The organism is Azohydromonas lata NBRC 102462, assembly GCF_001571085.1.
In the GTDB taxonomy this organism is placed as follows: domain Bacteria; phylum Pseudomonadota; class Gammaproteobacteria; order Burkholderiales; family Burkholderiaceae_C; genus Azohydromonas; species Azohydromonas lata.
On record NZ_BCTC01000006.1, the window covers coordinates 103,119 to 125,428 of the forward strand.

14 protein-coding genes are annotated in these 22,310 nt (G+C 73.0%); 10 read left to right on the plus strand and 4 right to left on the minus strand.

Features of this window, described 5'->3' with window-relative positions; genetic code table 11:
* Positions 1-141: 141 nt before the first annotated feature.
* Entirely contained in the window at positions 142-1,527 is a 1,386-nt protein-coding gene (locus ALA01S_RS04275; RefSeq protein WP_066332462.1) for an aminotransferase-like domain-containing protein, read from the plus strand.
* A 48-nt stretch (positions 1,528-1,575) separates the two neighbouring features.
* Here ALA01S_RS04275 and ALA01S_RS04280 read toward each other — a convergent pair whose 3' ends face one another.
* Positions 1,576-2,637 carry a LysR family transcriptional regulator gene (locus ALA01S_RS04280; protein WP_084267204.1) on the minus strand — a complete coding sequence of 354 codons (1,062 nt, stop codon included), beginning with the start codon at positions 2,635-2,637 and terminating at the stop codon, positions 1,576-1,578.
* 185 nt (positions 2,638-2,822) lie between these two features.
* Between ALA01S_RS04280 and ALA01S_RS04285 the strand changes: the two genes are divergently transcribed.
* The 4 genes from ALA01S_RS04285 (at position 2,823) to ALA01S_RS04300 (ending at position 9,771) form a co-directional block, all read left to right on the plus strand.
* On the plus strand, positions 2,823-3,713 hold the full coding sequence (locus ALA01S_RS04285) for an alpha/beta hydrolase (RefSeq protein WP_084267205.1): 891 nt from the start codon (positions 2,823-2,825) through the stop codon (positions 3,711-3,713).
* Positions 3,714-3,800: 87 nt separating this feature from the next.
* Entirely contained in the window at positions 3,801-5,033 is a 1,233-nt protein-coding gene (locus tag ALA01S_RS04290) for an efflux RND transporter periplasmic adaptor subunit (RefSeq protein WP_066332464.1), read from the plus strand.
* A gap of 37 nt (positions 5,034-5,070) precedes the next feature.
* Positions 5,071-8,310: an efflux RND transporter permease subunit gene (locus ALA01S_RS04295; RefSeq protein ID WP_066332465.1), complete on the plus strand. Its 3,240-nt coding sequence runs from the start codon at positions 5,071-5,073 to the stop codon at positions 8,308-8,310.
* Between the two features lie 36 nt (positions 8,311-8,346).
* Entirely contained in the window at positions 8,347-9,771 is a 1,425-nt protein-coding gene (locus tag ALA01S_RS04300) for an efflux transporter outer membrane subunit (RefSeq protein ID WP_066332467.1), read from the plus strand.
* A gap of 47 nt (positions 9,772-9,818) precedes the next feature.
* Here ALA01S_RS04300 and dkgB read toward each other — a convergent pair whose 3' ends face one another.
* The 3 genes from dkgB to ALA01S_RS04315 form a co-directional block, all read right to left on the minus strand.
* Complete coding sequence (gene dkgB, locus ALA01S_RS04305) at positions 9,819-10,625, minus strand: 2,5-didehydrogluconate reductase DkgB (protein WP_066332470.1); 807 nt, start codon at positions 10,623-10,625, stop codon at positions 9,819-9,821.
* A gap of 44 nt (positions 10,626-10,669) precedes the next feature.
* A complete protein-coding gene (locus ALA01S_RS04310) occupies positions 10,670-11,872 on the minus strand; it encodes an MFS transporter (RefSeq protein ID WP_066332473.1) in 1,203 nt (400 codons plus the stop codon).
* A 107-nt stretch (positions 11,873-11,979) separates the two neighbouring features.
* The gene (locus ALA01S_RS04315) at positions 11,980-12,927 is read right to left on the minus strand and encodes a LysR family transcriptional regulator (RefSeq protein ID WP_066332474.1); all 948 of its coding nucleotides are present in this window, start codon (positions 12,925-12,927) and stop codon (positions 11,980-11,982) included.
* Positions 12,928-13,267: 340 nt separating this feature from the next.
* Here ALA01S_RS04315 and ALA01S_RS35300 point away from each other — a divergent pair, with 340 nt between their 5' ends.
* From ALA01S_RS35300 to ALA01S_RS04340, 5 genes are all read left to right on the plus strand, one after another.
* Positions 13,268-15,121, plus strand: a complete 1,854-nt coding sequence (locus ALA01S_RS35300) for a sensor histidine kinase (protein ID WP_066332476.1) — start codon at positions 13,268-13,270, stop codon at positions 15,119-15,121.
* A 173-nt stretch (positions 15,122-15,294) separates the two neighbouring features.
* Positions 15,295-15,981: a response regulator gene (locus ALA01S_RS04325; protein ID WP_084267207.1), complete on the plus strand. Its 687-nt coding sequence runs from the start codon at positions 15,295-15,297 to the stop codon at positions 15,979-15,981.
* 379 nt (positions 15,982-16,360) lie between these two features.
* On the plus strand, positions 16,361-17,464 hold the full coding sequence (locus ALA01S_RS04330; protein ID WP_238455690.1) for an efflux RND transporter periplasmic adaptor subunit: 1,104 nt from the start codon (positions 16,361-16,363) through the stop codon (positions 17,462-17,464).
* A 15-nt stretch (positions 17,465-17,479) separates the two neighbouring features.
* Complete coding sequence (locus tag ALA01S_RS04335) at positions 17,480-20,782, plus strand: efflux RND transporter permease subunit (RefSeq protein WP_066332480.1); 3,303 nt, start codon at positions 17,480-17,482, stop codon at positions 20,780-20,782.
* Complete coding sequence (locus ALA01S_RS04340) at positions 20,779-22,221, plus strand: efflux transporter outer membrane subunit (protein WP_084267208.1); 1,443 nt, start codon at positions 20,779-20,781, stop codon at positions 22,219-22,221. Before ALA01S_RS04335 ends, ALA01S_RS04340 begins: the two co-directional genes overlap by 4 nt.
* The last annotated feature ends 89 nt before the right edge of the window (positions 22,222-22,310 follow it).

The following is a 22,310-nucleotide window of genomic DNA, read 5'->3' on the forward strand; positions in this document are numbered from 1 at the left end:
ATCAATGCATCCGATCAAGGGCGCGCATGCACCGCGATTGACCAGGCCCAAGGCGAAAATCCGCTGCGATCAAGGGCTGCGACCGGCACGCTTCGTGCGGCTGTGGGCCCCTGCCGATTCGGCCTGCGCGGCCCCACTGTCATGCCCTTCACCCACTGGCTGGCGCGTTTGCGCGGCAGCACGCTGCCGGCCTACCAACTCATTCCCGAGCTGATCGCCGAGGACCTGCAGCAGGGCCGGCTGGCCCCGCGCGAGCGGCTGCCGCCGCTGCGCGAGCTGGCCACCCGGCTGCAGCTCAACTACACGACGGTGGTGCGCGGCTTTGCCCAGGCGCGCGAGCGCGGGCTGATCGCCTCGCGCCCCGGGCTGGGCTCCTACGTGCGCGGCTCCTTCATCGGCCTGCCGCTGCGCGCGGGCACGGGCGCCGAGATGACCATGAACCTGCCGCCGGAGCTGGAGGACCACCCGGCGCTGCGCGCGCTGCAGGAGGCGGCCTCGGCCTCCATCGCCGCCGCGCCGCTGCACGACCTGATGCGCTACCAGGACTTCGGCGGCACCGCGCGCGACCGCGCGCTGGCCGTGCAGTGGCTGCGCCAGTGGGTGACGCAGGCGTCGGCCGAGCGCGTGCTGGTGGCCCCCGGCATACACGCCGTGCTGCTGGCGCTGGTGTCGCTGCTGGTGAAGAAGGGCCAGAGCCTGTGCGTGGAGCCGCTGGTCTATCCGGGCCTCAAGGCCATTGCCGCGCACCTGAACGTGCAACTGCACCCGCTGGAGATGGACGGCGAGGGGCTGCTGCCGCCGGCCTTCGAGGCCGCCTGCCGCACGGCGCCGGTGGGGGCGCTGTACCTGTGCCCCAACCTGCACAACCCCACCACCGCGACGCTGAGCCTGCGCCGGCGCGAGCGGCTGGCCGACATCGCGCTGCGCTACAGCGTGCCCATCATCGAGGACGATGCCTACGGCATGCTGCCCGCCGCCACGCCCCCGCCGCTGGCCGAGCTCGCGCCGGAGCTGACCTACTACGTCAGCGGCTTTTCCAAGTGGTTAGGCGCGGGCCTGCGCACGGCCCAGGTGCTGGCGCCCACGCTGGCCACGGCGCAGCGGCTGGCCGGCGCCTTGCGCGCTACCACCGTGATGGCCTCGCCCTTCGTCAACGCCGTGGTGGCGGACTGGCTGGAGCAGGGCCATGCCGCCGAGGTGCTGACCGCCGTGCGCGCCGAGTGCGCCTGGCGCAGCGCGCTGATCCGCGAGCGCCTGGGCGGCCTGGGCGTGCTCACGCAGCCCAACGGCTTCCATGCCTGGCTGCCGCTGGCACCGGCCGCCGACGGCCATTGCGTGGCGGGGGAGCTGGCCGCCTCGCTGCAGTCGCTGGGCGTGGCGGCGGTGGCGGCCAGCGCCTTTTGCACCGACCGCCAGCCGGCCGAGGCCCTGCGGCTGTGCTTGGGCGGGGCGCTCACGCGGGACGACTGCGGCCGTGCGCTGCAGGCGGTGGCCGGCGCCGTGGAGGGCTGCAGGGCCGCCGGATGAGGCGGCCGCCCGGGCGGCCGGCGGCGCGGTGGCCCCGCGCCGCCGCGCTCAGCCCGCCACCAGCCCGGCGTCCGCGCCTTGGGCCTGGGCCACGGCAGCGGGCGCCACGGCGGGCGTACCCGCCGGTGCGGGCGCAACACTGATCCCCTGGCGGGCCGCGGCGATGGTGGCCGCCATGCAGCCGGGCAGGCTGCATTGGCGCTGGATCTGCTCGCTGCGCGCGAACAGGTCGGCCACCCAGTCCACGAACACGCGCAGCTTGGCGCTCAGGTGCTTGTTGGGCGGGTAGACGACGTGAATGGGCACCGACTCCGAGCACCAGTCCGCCAGCACCGGGCGCAGCAGGCCGGCGGCGATGTAGGGCTGCGCCATGAAGGTGGCGGTGTTGACGATGCCCAGCCCGGCCAGCGCCGCGGCCAGCGCCGCGCCGGAGTCGTTGACGGAGAGCTGGTGCCGCCCCTGCACTTCGTAGCGCTCCTCGCCGCGGTTGAAGACGAAGGGGTAGATGCGTCCGGTGCGGGCCGAGAAATAGTTGACCACCACGTGCCCGCCCTGTTCGATGTCGCGCGGATGCGTGGGCATGCCGTGGCGCTCCAGGTAGCCCGGCGTCGCGCACACCAGCGTGTGGAAGTTGCCGATGCGCCGCGCCACCAGCGACTGGTCGGTGAGCTCGCCGCCGCGCAGCACGCAGTCCACGTTCTCGCTGAGCAGGTCCACGGGCCGGTCGGACACGCCCAGGTCGAGCTGGACTTCGGGGTAGCGGGCGTGGAAGTCGGGCAGCGCGGGAATGAGCAGCAGTTGCGCCACGGCGGTGCCCGCGTCCACGCGCAGCCGCCCGCGCGGATTGGCCTTGGCCCGCGTCATGCTCGACTCCAGCTCGTCGAGCTCCGAGAGCAGCCGCATCGCGCGGTCGTAATAGGCCGCGCCGTCCGTGGTCAGCGTGGCGCGGCGCGTGGTGCGGTTGAGCAGCTTGGTCTGCAGCTGGGCTTCGAGCTGCTGCACCAGGCGCGTCACGGTGGGTTTTGGAAGGGACAGGTTGTCGGCCGCGCGGCTGAAGGTGCCGGCCTCCACCACGCGCATGAACGCCTGCATCGCAAGCAACTTGTCCATCAGGTACCCCTTGGCTGAATTTTCTCCGCGGGCCGTATTTGAACCGCGAATTGCAGGCCGGATTGTTAGCGTGGCCGCAATAAAGCATGAGCGCTGCGCTGGTTTATTTGTGCGGCAGCGCTGGTTATCGTGCCGGCCATCTGCTTCCCAGCCTTGCCGGCTTTCCTGGCCGGCCCGCACGACACATGCAAACGTCCTCCGCTTCCCCTGCCGCTGCCTTGCCCTCGGTGCGCGAGGAACGGCTGTCCCTGCCCGGCGTGGACCACGCGCTGGCGCTGCGCTGGAGCCTGCCGCCGCCGGGCGTGGCGCCCACGGCGCTGGTGCTGCACCTGCATGCCGGCGCCTTCGTCGCCGGCTCGCCGCGCGAAGGCGAGCGCGTGGCCGGCGTGCTGGCGGCCGAAGGCGCGCTGGTGGCGTCGCTGGGCTATCCGCTGGCGCCGCGGCGGCCCTTCCCGCAGGCGCTGGAGGCCGTGCACGCGGCGCTGCTGTGGTTGCAGCGGCAACGCAAGCGGCTGCATGCCGACGGGTTGCCGCTGCTGCTCGCGGGGGAGGAGGCCGGCGGCAACCTGGCCGCCGCGGCCGCGCTGGCCGCCCATGACCGCGGCGCGCCGCCGCTGCATGGGCAGATCCTGCTGTCGCCCATGCTGGACGTCTGCACCGGCACGGCCTCGCTGCGCGATGCCCAGGCCCACGCCGTGCAGTGCCCCTGGTCCGACGGCTGGCGCCAGTACCTCGCCAGCGCCAGCGACGTGCTGCACCCCTACGCGGCGCCGGGGCGGGCGCTGCGCCTGGCCGGCCTGCCGCCCGCGCTGCTGGTCAGCGCCGCCGACGACCCGTTGCGTGACGAAACCCATGCCTACGCCGCCCGCCTGCGCGAGGCCGGCGTGGCGGTGAGCCAGGCGCTGCTGGACGGCACGACCGGCTGGCCTGCGAGCTACCGCGACCCGGCCCCGGCGCCCTGGGCGCAGGCGCTGCAAGCGCACGTGCGCACGTTTCTGCAGGCCTGCCGCCGGGCCTGCGAGCCGCCGGGCGCCGCGGGCCATCGCCTGCCGCGCCCCGCCGCCGCCCAGGGCTGATCCGCCTTCATTTCCGAGCGTTCCCGGCTGCCGCCGTGCAGCCGGGTGCGCAAGCCTTTGCCAAAAAAATCTTGTGGAGTTCCGACCATGAAACTGCTTCATTCCCTGCGCCGCCGCCCCGCCGTGGCCAGCCTGTCCGTCGCGGTGGCCGCGCTGGTGCTGGGCACGGCCGGGACGGCGCTGACCGGCCTGGGCGCGAGCCAGGCCGAGCCGCCTGCCGCCGCCGCGGCGCCCGCGGCCGTTGCGGTGTCGGTGGCCGAGGCGGCCGAGCGCGAGGTCACGACCTGGGAAACCTTCTCCGGCCGGCTGGAGGCCGTGCAGCGGGTGGAGCTGCGCCCGCGCGTGGCCGGCGCCGTCCAGGCGGTGCACTTTCGCGAGGGGGCGCTGGTGAAGGCCGGCGATCTCCTGTTCACGCTGGACCCGGCGCCTTACGCGGCGGAAGTCGAGCGCGCCCAGGCCCAGCTCGCCGCGGCCCAGGCCCGGCTGGCCCAGGCGCGCAGCGAGCAGCAGCGCGCCGAGCGGCTGTGGGAGGAGCGTGCCGTCGCGCAGCGCGAGTTCGACGAGCGCAGCCACGGGCTGCGCGAGGCCGAGGCCAACCTGCGCGCGGCCCAGGCCTCGCTGCAGGCGGCGCAGTTGTCGCTGCAGTACACGCAGGTGCGCGCCCCGCTGGCCGGGCGCATAGGCCGCGTGGAGGTGACGCCGGGCAACCTGGTGGCCGCGGGCCCCGGCGCCCCGGTGCTGGCCACGCTGGTGTCCGTGAGCCCCATCTACGCCAGCTTCGATGCCGACGAGCAGGTGGTGGCGCGCGTGCTGGCCGATGCCGGCGCCGGCGCGCTGCCGGGCCGGCTGGAGCGCGTGCCCGTGCGCATGGAAGGGCCGGCCAGCGCCGAGGGCCGGCTGCAGCTGGTGGACAACCAGGTGGACGCGCGCAGCGGCACGGTGCGGCTGCGCGCGGTCTTCGACAACCGCGACGGCAGCCTGATGCCCGGCCAGTTCGCCCGGCTGCAGATGGGACAGCCGCGCAGCGCCAGCGCCGTGCTGGTGAGCGAGCGCGCCGTGGGCACCGACCAGGACAAGCGCTTCGTCATCGTCGTGGGCCCCGACAACAAGGCCGTCTGGCGCGAGGTGCAGTTGGGCGCGGTGGTGGACGGCCTGCGCATCGTCACGCAGGGGCTGCGCGGCGGCGAGCGCGTGGTGGTCAACGGGCTGCACCGCGTGCGCCCGGGCACGCTGGTGGCGCCGCAGCCGGTGGCCATGCAGCCCCAGCCCCAGCCGCAGCGCCAGGCCAGCGGCGACGCCGCGGCGGCGGGCCGTTCCTGATGCGCACGAGCCACGGCCAACGCCAGGAGCTTCATCCATGAACCTGTCCAAATTCTTCATCGACCGGCCCATCTTCGCCGGCGTGCTGTCGCTGCTGATCTTTCTCGGCGGCCTCATCTCGCTGCGCACGCTGCCCATCTCGGAGTACCCGGAGGTGGTGCCGCCGCAGGTGGTGGTCAACGCCCGTTATCCCGGCGCCAACCCCAAGGTGATCGCCGAGACGGTGGCCACGCCGCTGGAGGAGGCCATCAACGGCGTGGAGGGCATGCTCTACATGGGCAGCCAAGCCACCACCGACGGGCTGCTCACGCTCACCGTCACCTTCCGCCTGGGCACCGACCCCGACAAGGCGCAGCAGCTGGTGCAGAACCGCGTGGCGCAGGCCGAGCCCCGGTTGCCGGAGGAGGTGCGGCGGCTGGGCCTGTCCACGGTCAAGAGCTCGCCGGACCTGACCATGGTGGTGCACCTGGTCTCGCCCAACGGGCGCTACGACGCCGATTACCTGCGCAACTACGTCATGCTCAACGTGCGCGACCGCCTGGCGCGCATTCCCGGCGTGGGCCAGGTGCAGAGCTGGGGCGGCGGCGAGTACGCCATGCGCGTGTGGCTGGACCCGCAGAAGGTGGCCGAGCTGGGCCTGTCGGCCAACGACGTGGTGCGCGCCATCCGCGAGCAGAACGTGCAGGCCGCCGCGGGCGTGGTCGGCGCCTCGCCGGGAGCGCCGGGCGTGGAGCTGCAGCTGTCCATCAACGCCCGCGGCCGGCTGCAAAGCGAGGAGGAGTTCGGCGACATCATCGTGCGCAGCGGTGCCGGCGGCAGCGTGACGCGGCTGCGCGACGTTGCCCGCATCGAGCTGGGCGCGGCCGACTACTCGCTGCGCTCGCTGCTGGACAACGCGCCGGCGGTGGGCACGGGCATCTTCCAGGCGCCGGGCTCCAACGCGCTGGACATCTCCGCCGCGGTGCGCAGCACCATGGAGGAGCTGCAAAAGCAGATGCCCGAGGGCGTGGAGTACCGCATCGCCTACGACCCCACGCAGTTCGTCCGCGCGTCCATCTCGTCGGTCGTGCACACGCTGGCCGAGGCGGTGCTGCTGGTGGTGCTGGTGGTGGTGCTGTTCCTGCAGACCTGGCGCGCTTCGGTCATTCCGCTGCTGGCGGTGCCGGTGTCCATCGTGGGCACCTTCGCGGTGCTGCAGGCGCTGGGCCTGTCCATCAACGCGCTGAGCCTGTTCGGCCTGGTGCTGGCCATAGGCATCGTGGTGGACGACGCCATCGTGGTGGTCGAGAACGTCGAGCGCAACATCGAGTCCGGCCTGACGCCGCGCGAGGCGACCTACCGCGCCATGCGCGAGGTGTCGGGGCCCATCATCGCCATCGCGCTGGTGCTGGTGGCGGTGTTCGTCCCGCTGGCCTTCATCAGCGGGCTCACCGGCCAGTTCTACAAGCAGTTTGCCGTGACGATCGCCATCTCCACGGTGATCTCGGCCATCAACTCGCTCACGCTGTCGCCGGCGCTGGCCGCGCTGCTGCTGCGCGGCCACGACGCGCCGCGCGACGCGCTCACGCGGGCCATGGACCGCGTGCTGGGCGGCGTGTTCCGCGCCTTCAACCGCGCCTTCGGCCGCGGCGCGCAGGCCTACGGCGGCGGCGTGCGGCGCGTGCTCTCGCGCAAGGCGCTGATGCTGGGCGTCTACCTGCTGCTGGTGGGCGCCACCGTGGCCCTGTTCAAGACCGTGCCCTCCGGCTTCGTCCCGACCCAGGACAAGCAGTACCTCATCGGCTTTGCGCAGTTGCCCGACGGCGCGACGCTGGACCGGACGGAAGCCGTGATCCGGCGCATGGGCGAGATCATGAAGACCACGCCGGGCATCGAGGGGTCGCTGTCCTTCCCCGGGCTGTCCATCAACGGCTTCACCAACAGCTCCAACGCGGGCATCGCCTTCGCCATGCTCAAGCCCTTCGACGAGCGGCGCGACCCGTCGCTGAACGCGGCGGCCATCGCCAACAAGCTCAACCAGTCCTTCGCGCAGATCGAGGACGCCTTCATCGTGATGTTCCCGCCGCCGCCGGTCAGCGGCCTGGGCACCACCGGCGGCTTCAAGCTGCAGCTGGAGGACCGCGGCTCGCTGGGCTATGCGGCCATGGACGCGGCGGTCAAGGGCTTCATGGCGCGGGCGAGCCAGGCGCCGGAGCTCGCGGGGCTGTTCACGAGCTGGCAGGTCAACGTGCCGCAGCTTTATGCCGACATCGACCGCACCAAGGCGCGCCAGCTCGGCATCCCGGTGACGGACATCTTCGACACGCTGCAGACCTACCTGGGCAGCCTCTACGTCAACGACTTCAACCGTTTCGGCCGCACCTACTCCGTGCGCGTTCAGGCCGACGCGGCCTTCCGCGCCCGCGCCGAGGACGTCGGCCAGCTCAAGGTCCGCTCGGCCGCGGGCGAGATGGTGCCGCTGTCGGCGCTGCTGAAGCTGCAGCCCAGCTTCGGCCCCGAGCGGGCCATGCGCTACAACGGCTTCCTCTCCGCCGACGTCAACGGCGCGCCGGCGCCGGGCTGGTCGTCCGGCCAGGCCCGCGAGGCCGTCGAGCGCATCGCCCGCGAGACGCTGCCGCCGGGCATCGCCTTCGAGTGGACGGAGCTGACCTACCAGGAGATCCTGGCCGGCAACTCCGCCGTGTGGGTGTTCCCGCTGGCCATCCTGCTGGTGTTCCTGGTGCTGGCCGCGCAGTACGAGAGCCTGACGCTGCCGGTGGCCATCGTGCTCATCGTGCCCATGGGGCTGCTGGCGGCCATGGCCGGCGTGCACTTCAGCGGCGGGGACAACAACGTCTTCACGCAGATCGGCCTGGTGGTGCTGGTGGGCTTGTCGGCCAAGAACGCGATCCTGATCGTGGAGTTCGCGCGGGAGCTGGAGTTCGCCGGCCGGGCGCCGGTGCAGGCGGCCATCGAGGCGGCGCGGCTGCGCCTGCGGCCCATCCTCATGACCTCGCTGGCCTTCGTCATGGGCGTGCTGCCATTGGTGCTGTCCAGCGGGGCCGGGGCCGAGATGCGCCAGGCCATGGGCATCGCGGTCTTCACCGGGATGATCGGCGTCACGGCCTTCGGCCTGTTCCTCACGCCGCTGTTCTACGTGCTGCTGCGCCGCCTGGCCGGCAACCGCCCGCTCAAGCAGCACGGCCAGGTCCCGCAGCCCGCGTCCGCGGCCGACGCGCCGGGCCGCCCGGGCCTGGGCGGCGCGCAGCCTGCCGTGCCGCTGCCGCGCCCCGAATGACGCAATGACGGAATGACGATGTCTCAAGGAACTGCCATGAACTCTCCGCATGGGTCCCGCCTGCGCCTGGCCCTGGGCACCCTGGCCGCCGCCCTGGTGCTGGCCGGCTGCGCCACGGCGCCGCCGCCCGTGGACACCGCCGCCCTGCAGCCCGTGCCCGCGGCTTTCAAGGAGGCGCCGCCAGGGCGCTGGACGGTGGCGCCGCCGGCGGATGCCCAGCCGCGCGGGCCCTGGTGGGCGGTGTTCGGCGACCCGGTGCTGGACGACCTGCTCCAGCGCGCCGCCGAGCGCAACACCTCGCTGCAGGTGGCCGCGGCGCGCTGGGCCCAGGCCCGCGCCCTGCAGCAGCAGGCACAGGCCGAGCGCCGACCAACGCTGGACGTGGCCGCCGGCGTGTCGCGCCAGACGCAGCCGCAGCTGGCCAACCAGCCCGCCACGCTGGGCAGCCTGGCGGCCCAGTTGAACTGGGAGCTGGACCTGTCGGGGCGGCTGGGCCAGGCCGCCGCCGCCGCGACGCTGGAGGCCCAGGCCCAGGCGGCCCTGCTGGAGAGCACGCGGCTGGCGGTGCAGGCCGCCGTGGCGCAGAGCTACCTGGGGCTGCGCGCCCTGGAGGCCGAGCGCGCCATCGTGGCCGACACCGTGGAGGCCTACCGCGGCACGCTGCGGCTGACCGAGCGGCGCCTGGCCGCCGGCGACGTCGGCGAGCTGGACCTGGAGCGCGTGCGCAGCGAGCTGGCGGCCACCGAGGCCGACGCCCTGGCCCTGGAGCGCCAGCGCCGCCTGCTGGAACATGCCTTGGCGCAGTTGCTGGGCGAACCGGCCTCGGCCTTCGCGCTGGCGGCGGGCAACGGCCTGGACGCGCTGCAACTGCCGGCCGTCCCGGCCGGCGTGCCGGCCACGGTGCTGGCGCGGCGCCCGGACGTGGCGTCGGCCCAGCGCCGGCTGCTGGCCTCGCAGGCCCGCGTGGGGGTGGCGCAGGCCGCGTGGTTCCCCAACCTGGCGCTGACCACCGCCGCGGGCACCGCCTCGCCGGACCTCGGCGACCTGCTGCGCTGGTCCTCGCGCGCCTGGGGGCTGGGGGCGCTGCTGTCGCTGCCTGTCTTCGACGGCGGCCGGCGCGAGGCCGCCGTGGCGCAGGCGCGGGCCGACTTCGATGCCGCGGCCGCCGGCTACCGCGAGCAGGTGCTGCTGGCGGTGCGGGAGGTGGAGGACGAGCTGGCTTCGCTGCAACTGCTGCAAAGCCAGGCCGCGGCCCAATCCCGCGCCGTGGCGGCCGCGGCGCGCGCCACCGTGCTGTCCGGTGCGCGCTACCGCAACGGCATGATCGGCCAGCTGGAGCTGCTCGACGCCCAGCGCAGCGAGCTGCGCAACCGGCGCCAGGCGGTGCAGTTGCAAGGCGCGCAGGCGCAGGCCACGGTCGGCCTGATACGCGCCCTGGGCGGCGGCTGGGACAGGAGCTGACGCGCGGCGGCCGCGGGCCCCGGCGGGGCGGCTCGCGGCCGCGGGGCTCAATCCCAGCGCGGCGCCAGCCCCTGCGGATCGACGAGGCGCTCGCCGCGATCCAGCGCGGCCATGGCCGCCATGTCGTCGTCGCTCAAGCGCAGCGCCGTGGCCCGCAGGTTGGACGCCAGGTGCTCGCGTTGCGTGGACGAGGGAATCACGGCATGGCCGAGTTGCAGGGCCCAGGCCAGCACGACCTGGGCGGGCGTGGCCCGGTGGCGCTGCGCGAGGGCCTGGATCACCGGGTCCTGCAGCACCTTGCCGTAGCCCAGCGTCATGTAGGACGTGATCTGGACACCGGCGGCCTGCGCCGCCTGGGCGACGGCGCGGTTTTGCAGGTAGGGGTGCAGCTCCACCTGGTTGGTGGCGATCTCGCCGGGGCCGGCCAGGGCCACGGCCTGGCGCATCAGGTCCATGGTGAAGTTGGAGACGCCGATGCGGCGCGTGAGGCCTTCGCGCCTGGCCTCGGCCAGCGCCTGCAGCGTCGCTTCGAGCGGCACGGCGGCGTTGGGCGACGGCCAGTGGATCAGCGTCAGGTCCACGTGGCCGGTGCGCAGCTTGCGCAGGCTTTCCTTGAGGCTGGGGATGAGCGCGTCGCGCGACAGGTGCTCGGTCCAGATCTTGGTGGTCAGGAACAGCTCTTCGCGCGCCACGCCGCTGTCGGCGATGGCCTGGCCCACGGCCTCCTCGTTGTCGTAGATCTGCGCCGTGTCCATGGCGCGGTAGCCGAGCGCCAGCGCGGTGCTGACCGAGTCGATGGCGGCCTGGCCCTTCAGGCGGAAGGTGCCGAGGCCGAGGCGGGGAATGGCTTGCATGGGGGGTGACTCCTCTTGAGATGGCTTGGAAGTGCGGGGTGGGCTCAGCAGGTGCTGGGCAGGGCGCCGGCCGTGCTTGGGCGGGCGGTGTCGCGGCGGTCCAGGCGGCCGCTGAGGTTGGTCAGCGCCAGGGACAGCAGCACCACCAGCGCGCCTATCCAGGGCGTGTGCATCAGGCCCAGGTGCTTGACGATCAGCCCGCCGGCCCAGGCGGCGCCGGCGATGCCGAGGTTGAAGGCGGCGATGTTCAGTCCCGCGGCCACGTCCACGGCCTGGGGCTCGAAGCGCTCGGCCTGCCGGACCACGTACACCTGCAGCCCCGGCACGTTGCCGAAGGCCACGGCGCCCCAGGCCAGCACGGTCAGCACCACCAGCCAGGGGTGGTGCGCCGTGAAGGTCAGCACCAGCAGCACGCCGGCCAGGGCGGCGAAGATCAGTTGCAGCGCCGCGATGGGGCCCTTGCGGTCGGCCAGGCGGCCGCCCCAGACGTTGCCCGCGGCCACGGACACGCCGTAGGCCAGCAGCACCCACACCACCGCCGCGGCGCTGAAGCCGGAGACGTCCTGCAGGATGGGCGCGAGGAAGGTGAAGGGGATGAACGAGCCGCCGTAGCCGATGGCCGTCTTGGCATACACCAGCAGCAGCCGTGGTTGCGCCAGCACCCGGGCCTGGCTGCGCAGCGAGGCGGGCGGCGCGTGGCGTATGCCGCGTGGCACGGCCAGCAGGCTGGCCAGGAAGGCGAGCAGCCCAAGCGCGGCCACGGCCAGGAAGGTTTCGCGCCAGCCGAAGTGCTGGCCGATGAAGGTGCCCAGCGGCACGCCGGTGACCAGCGCCACCGTCAGCCCGGAGAACATGGTGGCGATGGCGCTGGCGGCCTTGTCCTTGGGCACCAGGCTGGTGGCGATGGTCGAGCCGATGGAGAAGAACACGCCGTGCGCCAGCCCGGTGAGCACGCGCGCAACGATCAGCGATTCATAGCCCGGCGCCTGCCAGGCCAGCAGGTTGCCCGCGGTGAACAGCGCCATCAGCGCCAGCAGCAGCGTCTTGCGCGGCAGCCGGCCGGTGAGGGCGGTGAGCACGGGCGCGCCCACGGCCACGCCCAGCGCGTACAGGCTCACCAGCAGGCCGCCCGCGGGCAGGCTGACCTGCAGGTCGGCGGCGATGGTGGGGATGAGGCCGACGATGACGAACTCCGTCGTGCCTATGGCGAAGGCGCTGACGGTCAGCGCAAGCAATGCAAGGGGCATGGGTGGCTCCAACAACAGGTTGGGCGCCACTGTGGGCTGCCAGGCCGGCCGGAAACAGCCGTGCGCGGGCAGATGATTCTTGACGCGCAGTCAAGAACGGCGGGCGTTCAGCCCGCGGGCGGCTTGCGGGCGCGGCCTGCGGCGGGCGCCGCCTCGCGAAGCTCCTCGTTGAGGGCCAGCGCCTGGGCCAGGAAGTCCAGGAAGCAGGTGATGCGCGCGGCCAGTTGGGTGTTGCGGTAGTAGACGGCGTTGACGGGCTGGCGCACCTGCAGCGTGTGCGGCTGCAGCACCTGCACCAGGCGGCCGTGGCGGCGGTCGTCCTGCGTCATGAAGTCCGAGAGGCAGGCGATGCCCAGGCCCTGCAGCGCGAGCTGGCGCAGCGTCTCGCCGCTGGACGCGGTGAACGTGGGGACGATGGGCCACTCGTCGCCGTGCTCGCCCCGCAGCGGCCAGGCGTTGAGCGAGGCCGGCTGCGTGAAGCCCAGCAGCACGTGGCGGGTGAGCTCGGCGGCGGTGGCGGGCTGGCCGTGGCGCGCGATGTAGCTCGGGCTGGCCAGCACGCGGATGCGGCTGCTGGCCAGCGGGCGGGCGTGCAGCGTGGAGTCCTGCAGCGCGCCTATGCGTATGGCCACGTCGGTGCGCCGCTCCAGCAGGTCGATGTTGAGGTCGTCCGTGTCCAGCTCCAGGCGGATGCGCGGGTACTTCAAATGGAAGGCCGGCAGCAGCGGGACGACGGCGTGCAGCATGAAGGGCGTGGCGGCGTTGACGCGCAGCCGGCCGGCGGGCTGGCGCCGCCGCGCGGCCATCTGCTCCTCGGCCTGGTCCACCGCGGCCAGGATGGCGCGGGCATGGCCGAGGAAGGCCGCGCCTTCGTCGGTGATGGCGATGCGCCGCGTCGTGCGCTGCAGCAGCGTGGTCTCCAGCTTGCGCTCCAGCCGGCCCAGGGCGCGGCTGATGCCGGACACCGTCTGCCCCAGGTGGTCCGCCGCGGCGGTGATGGAGCCGGTGTCGACGACGGCGGTGAAGGCCTGCAGTTCTTCGAGGGTGGTCTTCATGAGGCCGACATGGTGCCGGGGCGCGCGCCTTCATGCCGCGCCGGGCGGCGTCAAACCGTGTCCGCCGGACCCGGGGCGTCCGGGCCGCGGCGCGGTGCCCGGGGCACCTGCGCGGCCCGGCTTTGCCGGCGTCCACGCCGGTGGCCGATGCCTGCGCTCGCCGTGCGCCCATCCACGGCCGCCCCATCCCCCTGAGAATGGGGCTTTGGCACGCGCTGCCCGGCCGGGGCGGCGTTGGGCGGCAACACGGGAGCGGGTGCCTGCGCACCTGACGTATGCGATGAAAAACGGCAGTCGGCAGCGTTCCATTTCCCGTGGGTCCCATGGGGTCGGCGAGCCCATGGGCCGCCCTGGGCAGGCGCCGGGCGCGGGTGAGCTCCCGTCGCTGGCGTGCTGGCCGGGCCTGGCCGCGGCGCTGCAGACGGCGCGCCAGGCCATGGAAGCGGCGGCGCTGCAGGACGGCGACCCGCTGCGCCTGGGCCTGGGGGCCGCGGCGCGCACGCTGCGCGCGCCCTATGCCGCCTTCCGGCAGCTCGACCCCGATTCCGGCAAGCCCTACCTGGCCGAGTGGTTCCAGGCCCCGGCCGCTGCGTCGGCCCACGGCGGCCTGGCCGTGCTGATGCAGGGCATGGACGCCGCCTGGACGGGCTTGATGGACGGCACGGCCGCACTGCAGCGGGCCACGGTGACGCACCACCCGGCCTTGCCGGTGCTGCCCCTGGGCAACCGCTTGGGCGGCTGCCTGCAGCGCACGCAGGAGATCTGGGTGCCGGTGCGGCTGGCCGACCGCACGTGGGGCCGGCTGTCGGTGCTGCGCGGCGAGCTGGACCCGCTGGAGACCGGCGAGGCCCTCTTCCTGGAAGCCCTGGCGCGCGAGCTGGGCTGGGTGCTGGCCGACCGGCAACTGGCGTCGGTGCAGCGGCGTGCGGCGGCGCTGGCCGCCCGCGAGGAGGAGGCCACGGCGCAGGCCCTGGGGCTGGTGCGCCAGCAAAAGGAGGCGGCCGAGGCGCAGGCCCGCGAGCAGGCCCACGTCATCGCCGTGCTGCAGGAGGCCATCGACTCGCTGGACCACAGCGGCGACCTGGAGGAATTCGTTCCCACCGTCATCGGCCTGATCGCGCGCGCGCTGGACCCCGGCGCGGTGGCCTTGCTGCAGGTGCGCGGGGCGCGCTGCAGGCTGCAGGCGGCCTACCTGCAAGGCCAGGTGCTGCGGCGCGCCGACCTGCTGTCGCCGCAAGCGCAGCCGGCGCCGGTGCTGCGCGAGCTGACCGAGGGCTTCGAGCTGCCGCCGGCCGGGCTGCAGGCCTGCGCCACGCAGGGCAGCGGCGAGGCGCAGGTGGTCGATCACGCCGACGGCGGCGCGGCCTGCCCCTTCGACCACTTCTTCGTCTCCGAGGGCGGGCCGCTGGCGCTCAACCTGTGGCTCATGGCCTCCGGCCACGCGTTGGGCGCGCTGGGCATCTACCGGCGCAGCGGGCAACGCTACACGGCCTCCGAGATCGCGCTGGCCGAAGCCATCGCGGCGCAGTTGTCGCTGGCCCTGCGGGCGGCCCAACTGGCCGAGGAGGCGCGCCGCGTGGCCACGCTGGAGGAGCGCACGCGGCTGGCGCGCGAGATGCACGACACCCTGGCCCAGGGCTTCACCGGCGTGCTGATGCAGCTGGAGGTGGCCGATGCCGCCGTGTCGGCGCAGCGCGTGGAGCGCGCGCGCACGGCCATCGCCACCGCCATGGACCTGGCACGCGACAGCTTGGGCGAGGCGCGCCGCGCCGTGCGCGCGCTGCGCAATCCGACCCTGGAGCGGCGCGGCCTGGCCGAGGCGCTGGCCGAGCTGTGCGCGCAGATGCGCAGCAGTACCTTCCAGGCCGTGGAGCTGCAGATCACGGGCGCGCCGCTGCGGCTGGATGCCCATGTCGAGGAGCAGGTGCTGCGCGTGGCGCAGGAGTCGCTGGTCAACGCCGTCAAGCACGCCCGCGCCAGGCGGACCGTGGTGTCGCTGGAGCTGCATGCGCAGGCGCTGCGGCTGCAGGTGCGCGACGACGGTGCCGGCATCCCGCAGGTGCTGTCCAACCCGGCGGGCTTCGGCCTGGTGGGCATGCGCGAGCGGGCCGTGAGCATAGGCGCCACGCTGGACGTCGCCTCCGCGCCGGGCCAGGGCACGACGGTGTCGCTGCGCCTGGGCCTGCGCGGTTGATGCCCACGGCCGGGCCGCAGCACGCCGCGCGGCCCGCCCAGGAAAGAGAGCCTGTCCAGGCGCCACCCCAGGCGTCTGCGCGCCCGCGCTCTCCCATTGGGGAGAGGTTGGGCTTGGCCGGCGCTGCCATCATCCCCACCCACCGACTGCCGATTCCGGCCCGTGGTGCTGCCATGACCTTCCCCTTGCCCCTTTCCGACACCGGGCCGACAGGCCAAGCCGAGCCTGCCGGAGATGCGCCCGCACGCATCCGGCTGCTGGTGGCCGACGACCACCACGTGGTGCTGGACGGGCTGAGCACCATCCTGGACATGCAGGCCGACATGCAGGTCGTGGCGCAGGCCAGCGACGGCGCGCAGGCCGTGGAGCTGTGGGTGCGCGAGCACCCGGACGTCGGCCTGATAGACCTGTCCATGCCGCGGCTCACGGGCGTCGAGGCCATCACGGCCATACGCCGCCACGAGCCGCGCGCCAAGCTCATCATCCTCACCACCTACGACGGCGACGAGGACATCTACCGCGGCCTGCACGCCGGCGCCAAGGCCTACTTGCTCAAGGACGTGCGCCGCGACGAGCTGCTGCGCTGCATCCGCGTGGTGCACGAGGGCGGCCACTACATCAACCCCGAGCTGGCCGGACGGCTGGCCTCGCGGCTCACCCGCGACGGGCTCTCCCAGCGCGAGATGGAAGTGCTGGTGCTGATCGAGCGCGGCCTGAGCAACAAGCTCATCGCGCGCGAGCTGCAGGTGGCCGAGGGCACGGTCAAGACGCACGTGAAGGCCATCCTGGCCAAGCTGGAGGCGCGCAGCCGCACCGAAGCCATCGCCATCGGCGTGCGCCGCGGCCTGCTGAAGCGCTGAAGCGCCCCGCGCGGGCGCCGCGCCTATCCCCAAAGAGGCACCCGGCCCTGGCCCGCGTGGCAGAAGCGCCATGCCGCCGGATGGCCGATGCTGTGGGCCTGCTCCCAGGCGCCCGGGCCGCGGCGTGGCCGCCGGTGTGGAGCCCCCCCATCCCCGCCGGCAAGAGCCCTCGCCCGCATGCGGCTCTCGCTGGTGAGTGAACACGCTTGCTTCGCAGGAAGTCTGCAGGAGGCCCGCCAGCGGGCCGCCTGCAAGCGCAGGCGAGCCTTTGTCGAAAGGCGGCAGTGGAATGAGATTTGACGGACGCACAGGCTGTGTTTGGCACCTGGGTGCGCTTGTGGCGCTTTCCGCCCTGTTGGGCGGGTGCAATGGCGAAGCCGTGTCGCAGCCGGCCGCGCCACCGCCGCCCGCGGTGTCGGTGGCGCCGGCCATACAGCGCGAAGTCCAGGAGTTCGAGGAGTTCACGGCGCGGCTGGAGGCGCCGGACACGGTGGAAGTGCGCGCGCGCGTGGCCGGCGCGCTGGAGCAGGTGCACTTCACCGAGGGCCAGCAGGTGGCCAAGGGCGCGATGCTGTTCACCATCGACCCCCGGCCCTTCGCCGCCGACGTGGCGCGCGCCGAGGCGCAGCTGGCCGCCGCACGCAACCAGGCCGAGCTCAGCAGCAGCGAGCTGGCCCGCGCCGAGAAGCTCACCTCCATCCAGGGCGTGAGCCAGCAGGAGCTGGACCAGTTGCGCGCCGGCGTGCGCAACAGCCGCTCCAACATCCAGTCCGCCGAGGCCGCGCTGGTGCAGGCCCGGCTCAACCTGGACTTCACGCGCATCCGCGCCCCGGTGGCCGGGCGCATCTCGCGGGCGCAGCTCACTCCGGGCAACCTCGTGGGCGTGGGCTCGCCGGTGCTCACCACGCTGGTGTCGCAGGACCGCGTGTTCGCCTACTTCGACGCCAGCGAAGCCACCTACCTGAAATACCTGCACCTGGTACGCAGCGGCACGCTGGCCTCGCCGCGCACCGCGACGGTCCAGGCCTGGATGGGCCTGGCCGACGAGACCGGCTTTCCGCACCAGGGCCGCATCGATTTCGTGGACAACCGCCTCAACCCGGCCACCGGCTCCATACGCGGGCGCGCCGTGTTCGACAACCGCGAGGGCCGCTTCACCCCGGGCCTGTTCGCGCGCGTCAAGGTGGTGGGCAGCGGCAAGTACCAGGCCACGCTGGTGGCCGACCGCGCCATAGGCACGGACCAGACGCGCAAGGTCGTGATGCTGGTGGGCAAGGACAACGTGGTGCAGCCGCGCGAGGTGCAGCCCGGTGCGCTCATGGACGGCATGCGCGTGGTGCAGGGCGTCAAGCCCGGCGAGCTGGTCATCGTCGACGGGCTGCAGCGCGCGCAGCCCGGGGCGCCGGTGACGCCGCAGGTGTTGAAGACCGACGACAAGGGCCTGCCCATCCCGGCAGCACCCGCGTCCGCTCCCCAGCGCTGAAAGGCCGGCAAGCGCATGGACATCTCACGCTATTTCATCGACCGCCCGCGCCTGGCGACGGTGCTGTCGCTGTTCATCTTCCTGGTGGGGCTGCTGGCCATCTTCCAGCTTCCCATCTCGGAGTACCCGGAAGTCGCGCCGCCGCAGGTGGTGGTGCGCGCGCAGTTCCCCGGCGCCAACCCGCGCGTCATCTCCGAGACGGTGGCCACGCCGCTGGAGGAGCAGATCAGCGGGCTGGAAGGCATGCTCTATTACGAGAGCCAGGCCACGGCCGACGGCACCATGGTGCTGACGGTGACCTTCCGCATCGGCACCCACCCCGAGGCCGCCGAGACCGCGGTGCAAAACCGCGTCAACCGGGCGCTGCCGCGGCTGCCCGAGATCGTGCGCCAGATCGGGGTGACCACGGAGAAGCAGGCGGCCAACCTGACCATGGTCGTCCACATGGTCAGCCCCGACAGCAGCCGCGATTCGCTGTACCTGCGCAACTACGCGCACCAGCAGGTGCGCGACGAGCTGCTGCGCATCCCGGGCATGGGCACGGTGATCCTGTTCGGCAGCGGCGACTACGCCATGCGCATCTGGGTCGATCCGCAGCGCCTGGCCGGCCACGGGCTCACCGCCAACGACGTGGTGTCCGCCGTGCGCGAGCAGAACACGCAGGTGGCCGCCGGCGTGGTGGGCGCGCCGCCCTCGCCGCGGGGCACCGACTTCCAGCTCGCGGTCAACACGCAGGGGCGGCTGGCCAGCGAGCAGGAGTTCGCCGACATCATCGTGCGCGCCGACCCGGCCACCGGCGCCGTGCTGCGCGTGCGCGACGTCGGCCGCGTGGAGATCAGCGCCAACACCCACTCGCTGCGCAGCTTGCTCAACAACAAGGAAGCGGCGGCCATCGGCATCTTCCAGGCCCCGGGCTCCAACGCGCTGGCCATCTCGGACAACGTGCGCGCCACCATGGAGCGGCTCAAGGCGGACTTCCCGCCGGGCATGGACTACGCCATCGTCTACGACCCCACGCGCTTCGTCGCCACCTCCATCACCAAGGTGGTGGAGACGCTGCTGGAGGCGGTGCTGCTGGTGGTGCTGGTGGTGGTGCTGTTCCTGCAGACGTGGCGCGCTTCGGTCATTCCGCTGCTGGCGGTGCCGGTGTCCATCGTGGGCACCTTCGCGGTGCTGCTGGGCATCGGCTACTCCATCAACACGCTCACCCTCTTCGGCTTGGTGCTGGCCATCGGCATCGTGGTGGACGACGCCATCGTGGTGGTCGAGAACGTGGAGCGCAACCTGGAGGACGGGCTCACGCCGCACGAGGCCACGATCAAGGCCATGCGCGAGGTCAGCGGCCCCATCGTTGCCATCGCGCTGGTGCTGTGCGCGGTGTTCATCCCGCTGACGTTCGTGCCCGGTCTCTCCGGCCAGTTCTACAAGCAGTTCGCGGCTACCATCGCCATCTCCACCGTCATCTCGGCCTTCAACTCGCTCACGCTCTCGCCGGCGATGGCGGCGCTGCTGCTGCGCCCGCACGATGCACCCAAGGACGCGCTCACGCGCGGCATGGACCGCGTCTTCGGCCGCTTCTTCCACTGGTTCAACGGCTTCTTCCACCGCCGCAGCGAGTCTTACGGCCGCGGCGTGCGCGGGGTGCTGCGGCGCAAGTCGCTGGCGCTGCTGGTGTACGCGGGGCTGCTGGCGCTCACGGCGCTGCTGTTCGCGCGCATTCCGTCGGGCTTCGTCCCGGCGCCGGACAAGCAGTACCTCATCGGCATCGCGCAGTTGCCCGCGGCGTCCTCGCTGGAGCGCACCGACGCGGTGATACGCCAGATGAGCGACATCGCGCTGAAGGTGCCGGGCATCGTGGACGCGGTGGCCTTCCCGGGGCTGTCCATCGCCGGCTTCTCCAACGCGCCCAACGAGGGCATCGTCTTCTTCGGCCTGGCGGACTTCGAGAAGCGCAAGAGCGCCGACCTGTCCAAGGACGCCATCCTGGGCCGCGTCAACGGCGCGCTGCAGGAGATCCAGGGTGCCCGGCTGTTCGTGGTGCCGCCGCCGGCGGTGGAAGGCCTGGGCAACGCCGGCGGCTTCAAGCTGCAGGTGCAGGACCGCTCGGGGCAAGGCGAGCAGGCCCTCTTCGGCGCGGTGTGGGGCACGCTGGGGCAGGTCTACGGCAACCCGCGCTCGTCCATAGGCACGCCGTTCTCGACCTACGACATCAATGTCCCGCAGCTCTTCGCCAACGTGGACCGCACCAAGGCCAAGCAGATGGGCGTGGCGCTGGGCGACATCTACGACACGCTGCAGATCAGCCTGGGCTCGCTCTACGTCAACGACTTCAACCGCTTCGGCAAGACCTACCAGGTGATCGTGCAGGCCGACGGTCCCTTCCGCGCCCACGCCGAGGGCATCACCGCGCTCAAGACGCGCAATGCCGGCGGCGAGATCGTCCCGTTGGGCGCGCTCATGCGCGTGGAGCCCACCTTCGGCCCAACGCGCGTGACCCGCTACAACGGCTTCCCCTCGGCCGACATCAACGGCTCGCCCAACCCGGGCTTTTCCAGCGGGCAGGCCGAGGCCGAGATCGAGCAATTGCTCAAGCAACTGCCGCGCGGCATGGGCTACCAGTGGACGGAGCTGTCCTACCAGGACAGGCTCACGCGCGACGTGGCGCTGCCCGGGACGACCTGGCGGCTGCCCACGCTGGCGGCGGTGCTGCTGCTGTCGGTGGTGCTGGTGATCCTGGTGCTGGCGGCGCAGTACGAGAGCTGGAGCCTGCCGCTGGCCATCGTCCTGATCGTGCCGATGTGCATCCTGGCCGCGCTCACGGGCGTGTGGCTGTCCACCTTCCCGCCCTTCATGCAGATAGGCGACCTCAACATCTTCACGCAGGTGGCGCTGGTGGTGCTGGTGGGGCTGGCGTGCAAGAACGCCATCCTGATCGTGGAGTTCGCCAAGGACCTGGAGGAGCAGGGGCGCACCATGATGGAGGCGGTGGTGGAGGCCTGCCACCGGCGGTTGCGGCCCATCCTGATGACGTCCATCGCCTTCTGCGCCGGGGTGATCCCGCTCATCCTGGGCAGCGGCGCGGGCAGCGAGATGCGCCGCGCCATGGGCATCGCGGTGTTCTCCGGCATGGTGGGGGTGACGATGTTCGGCATCTTCTTCACGCCGGTGTTCTACGCGCTGCTGCGCAAGAGCACGGAAAAGCGGCGCGCGCACGCGGCCGAGCTGCGCGCGGAGATCGACCGCTGCGCCCATCCCTTCCACCCGGGTGTGGACGACGCGACGCCGCCGTCCAACCCCGCCGGCGGAGCACATCAATGAGCGCCCTCCCCATGCCCCCGCGCCGACTGACCGGGGCCGCGGCCTGGGCCGCCGTCCTCGCCGCCGCGCTGGCCGGCTGCGCCTCGGGGCCGCCGCCGCAGCCTGCGCTGCCGACGCTGCCCACGGCCTTCGCCAACGTGCCCGGCGACGCGCAGCCCGGTGAGCCGGCCGCGGCGTTCTGGCAGGGCTTCCAGGACCCGCAGCTCGACGCGCTGGTGGCCCAGGCGCTGAGCGCCAACTTCGACCTGCGCCTGGCCGTGGCCCGGCTGCGCGAGGCGCGGGCGCTGGCGCGCCTGGCCGATGCCAACCTGCTGCCGCAGGTCAGCGGCACGGCCGGCGCGGCGCGGGTGCGCGACTTCAACGGGCCCAACAACGCGCTGGCGACGCAGACCCTCTACGGCGTGGGCCTGGACGTGCGCTGGGAGGCGGACCTGTTCGGCCGCCTGTCGGCCGAGCGCCGCGCGGCGCAGGCCGAGCTGCTGTCGGTGGAGTCCGATGCGCAGGCGCTGCGCCTGAGCGTCAGCGCCGAGGTGGCGCGCAACTACTTCGAGCTGCGCGGGCTGCAGGAGCGGCTGCGCGTGTCCACGGCGTCGCTGCAGACGCAGGAGTCGACGCTGCGCCTGGTGCAGGCGCGCCAGGACGTCGGCCGCGGCACGGGCCTGGACACCGAGCGCGCCCGCGCCCTGGTGCAGCGCACCGCCGCCGGCGTGCCGGCGCTGGAGGCGGCGCTGCAGCGCACGCGCTACCGGCTGGCGGTGCTGTGCGGCCAGCCGCCCACGGCGCTGGACGAGCCCTTGCAGGCGCAGCGCCCGCTGCCGGGCCTGCGCAGCGTGGCGCTGGGCGGCATCGGCTCGCCCGAGAGCCTGCTGCGCCGCCGCCCGGACGTGCGCGCGGCCGAGCTGGGCGTGGCCGCCGCGGCGGCCCGCGTGGGCGTGGCGCGCGCGGCGCTGTTCCCGCGCGTGACCTTGGGCGGCACGCTGGGCCACAACGCCTCGCACCTGGGCGACCTGGGCGACGGCAGCACCTACGTCTACAACCTGGGTGCGCAGTTGCTGTGGTCGCTGATCGACTTCGGCCGCCTGCGGGCCCAGATCGCCGCCGCCGATGCGCGCAGCGAGGGCGCGCTGCGCGCCTACGAGGCCACGGTGCTGGGCGCGCTGGAGGAGACGGAGGGCGCGCTGTCCAGCTACACGCGCAGCCAGCAGCAGGCGCAATTCCTCTTCGACGCCGCGCGCGCGGCCGAGGCGGCGGCCACCATCGCCCGCGGACGCTTCGAGGCCGGCGTGGTGGACTTCCTGGTCGTCCTCGACGCCCAACGCGAGGAGCTGGCCGCGCGCGACCAGCTGGCGCAGTCGCAGGCCGCGGCGGCGGTGGCGCTGGTGGCGGTGTTCAAGTCGCTGGCCGGCGGCTGGGAGGCCGGGGAGCCCCCGCCCCGCTGAGAGGCTGATTCGACTTCTCATTCGAAGCTGAAATTGTTCCCGTCATGCCCGCGAAGGTGCACTGCTGTCCGGGGAAAACGTAACAGGGG

Bases quoted from the DNA above. Each gene is read 5' to 3' on its own strand.
- ALA01S_RS04275 (WP_066332462.1), top strand. From the start codon at position 142: ATGCCCTTCACCCACTGGCTGGCGCGTTTGCGCGGCAGCACGCTGCCG.
- ALA01S_RS04280 (WP_084267204.1), bottom strand. From the start codon at position 2,637: ATGGACAAGTTGCTTGCGATGCAGGCGTTCATGCGCGTGGTGGAGGCC.
- ALA01S_RS04285 (WP_084267205.1), top strand. From the start codon at position 2,823: ATGCAAACGTCCTCCGCTTCCCCTGCCGCTGCCTTGCCCTCGGTGCGC.
- ALA01S_RS04290 (WP_066332464.1), top strand. From the start codon at position 3,801: ATGAAACTGCTTCATTCCCTGCGCCGCCGCCCCGCCGTGGCCAGCCTG.
- ALA01S_RS04295 (WP_066332465.1), top strand. From the start codon at position 5,071: ATGAACCTGTCCAAATTCTTCATCGACCGGCCCATCTTCGCCGGCGTG.
- ALA01S_RS04300 (WP_066332467.1), top strand. From the start codon at position 8,347: ATGAACTCTCCGCATGGGTCCCGCCTGCGCCTGGCCCTGGGCACCCTG.
- dkgB (WP_066332470.1), bottom strand. From the start codon at position 10,625: ATGCAAGCCATTCCCCGCCTCGGCCTCGGCACCTTCCGCCTGAAGGGC.
- ALA01S_RS04310 (WP_066332473.1), bottom strand. From the start codon at position 11,872: ATGCCCCTTGCATTGCTTGCGCTGACCGTCAGCGCCTTCGCCATAGGC.
- ALA01S_RS04315 (WP_066332474.1), bottom strand. From the start codon at position 12,927: ATGAAGACCACCCTCGAAGAACTGCAGGCCTTCACCGCCGTCGTCGAC.
- ALA01S_RS35300 (WP_066332476.1), top strand. From the start codon at position 13,268: ATGGGCCGCCCTGGGCAGGCGCCGGGCGCGGGTGAGCTCCCGTCGCTG.
- ALA01S_RS04325 (WP_084267207.1), top strand. From the start codon at position 15,295: ATGACCTTCCCCTTGCCCCTTTCCGACACCGGGCCGACAGGCCAAGCC.
- ALA01S_RS04335 (WP_066332480.1), top strand. From the start codon at position 17,480: ATGGACATCTCACGCTATTTCATCGACCGCCCGCGCCTGGCGACGGTG.
- ALA01S_RS04340 (WP_084267208.1), top strand. From the start codon at position 20,779: ATGAGCGCCCTCCCCATGCCCCCGCGCCGACTGACCGGGGCCGCGGCC.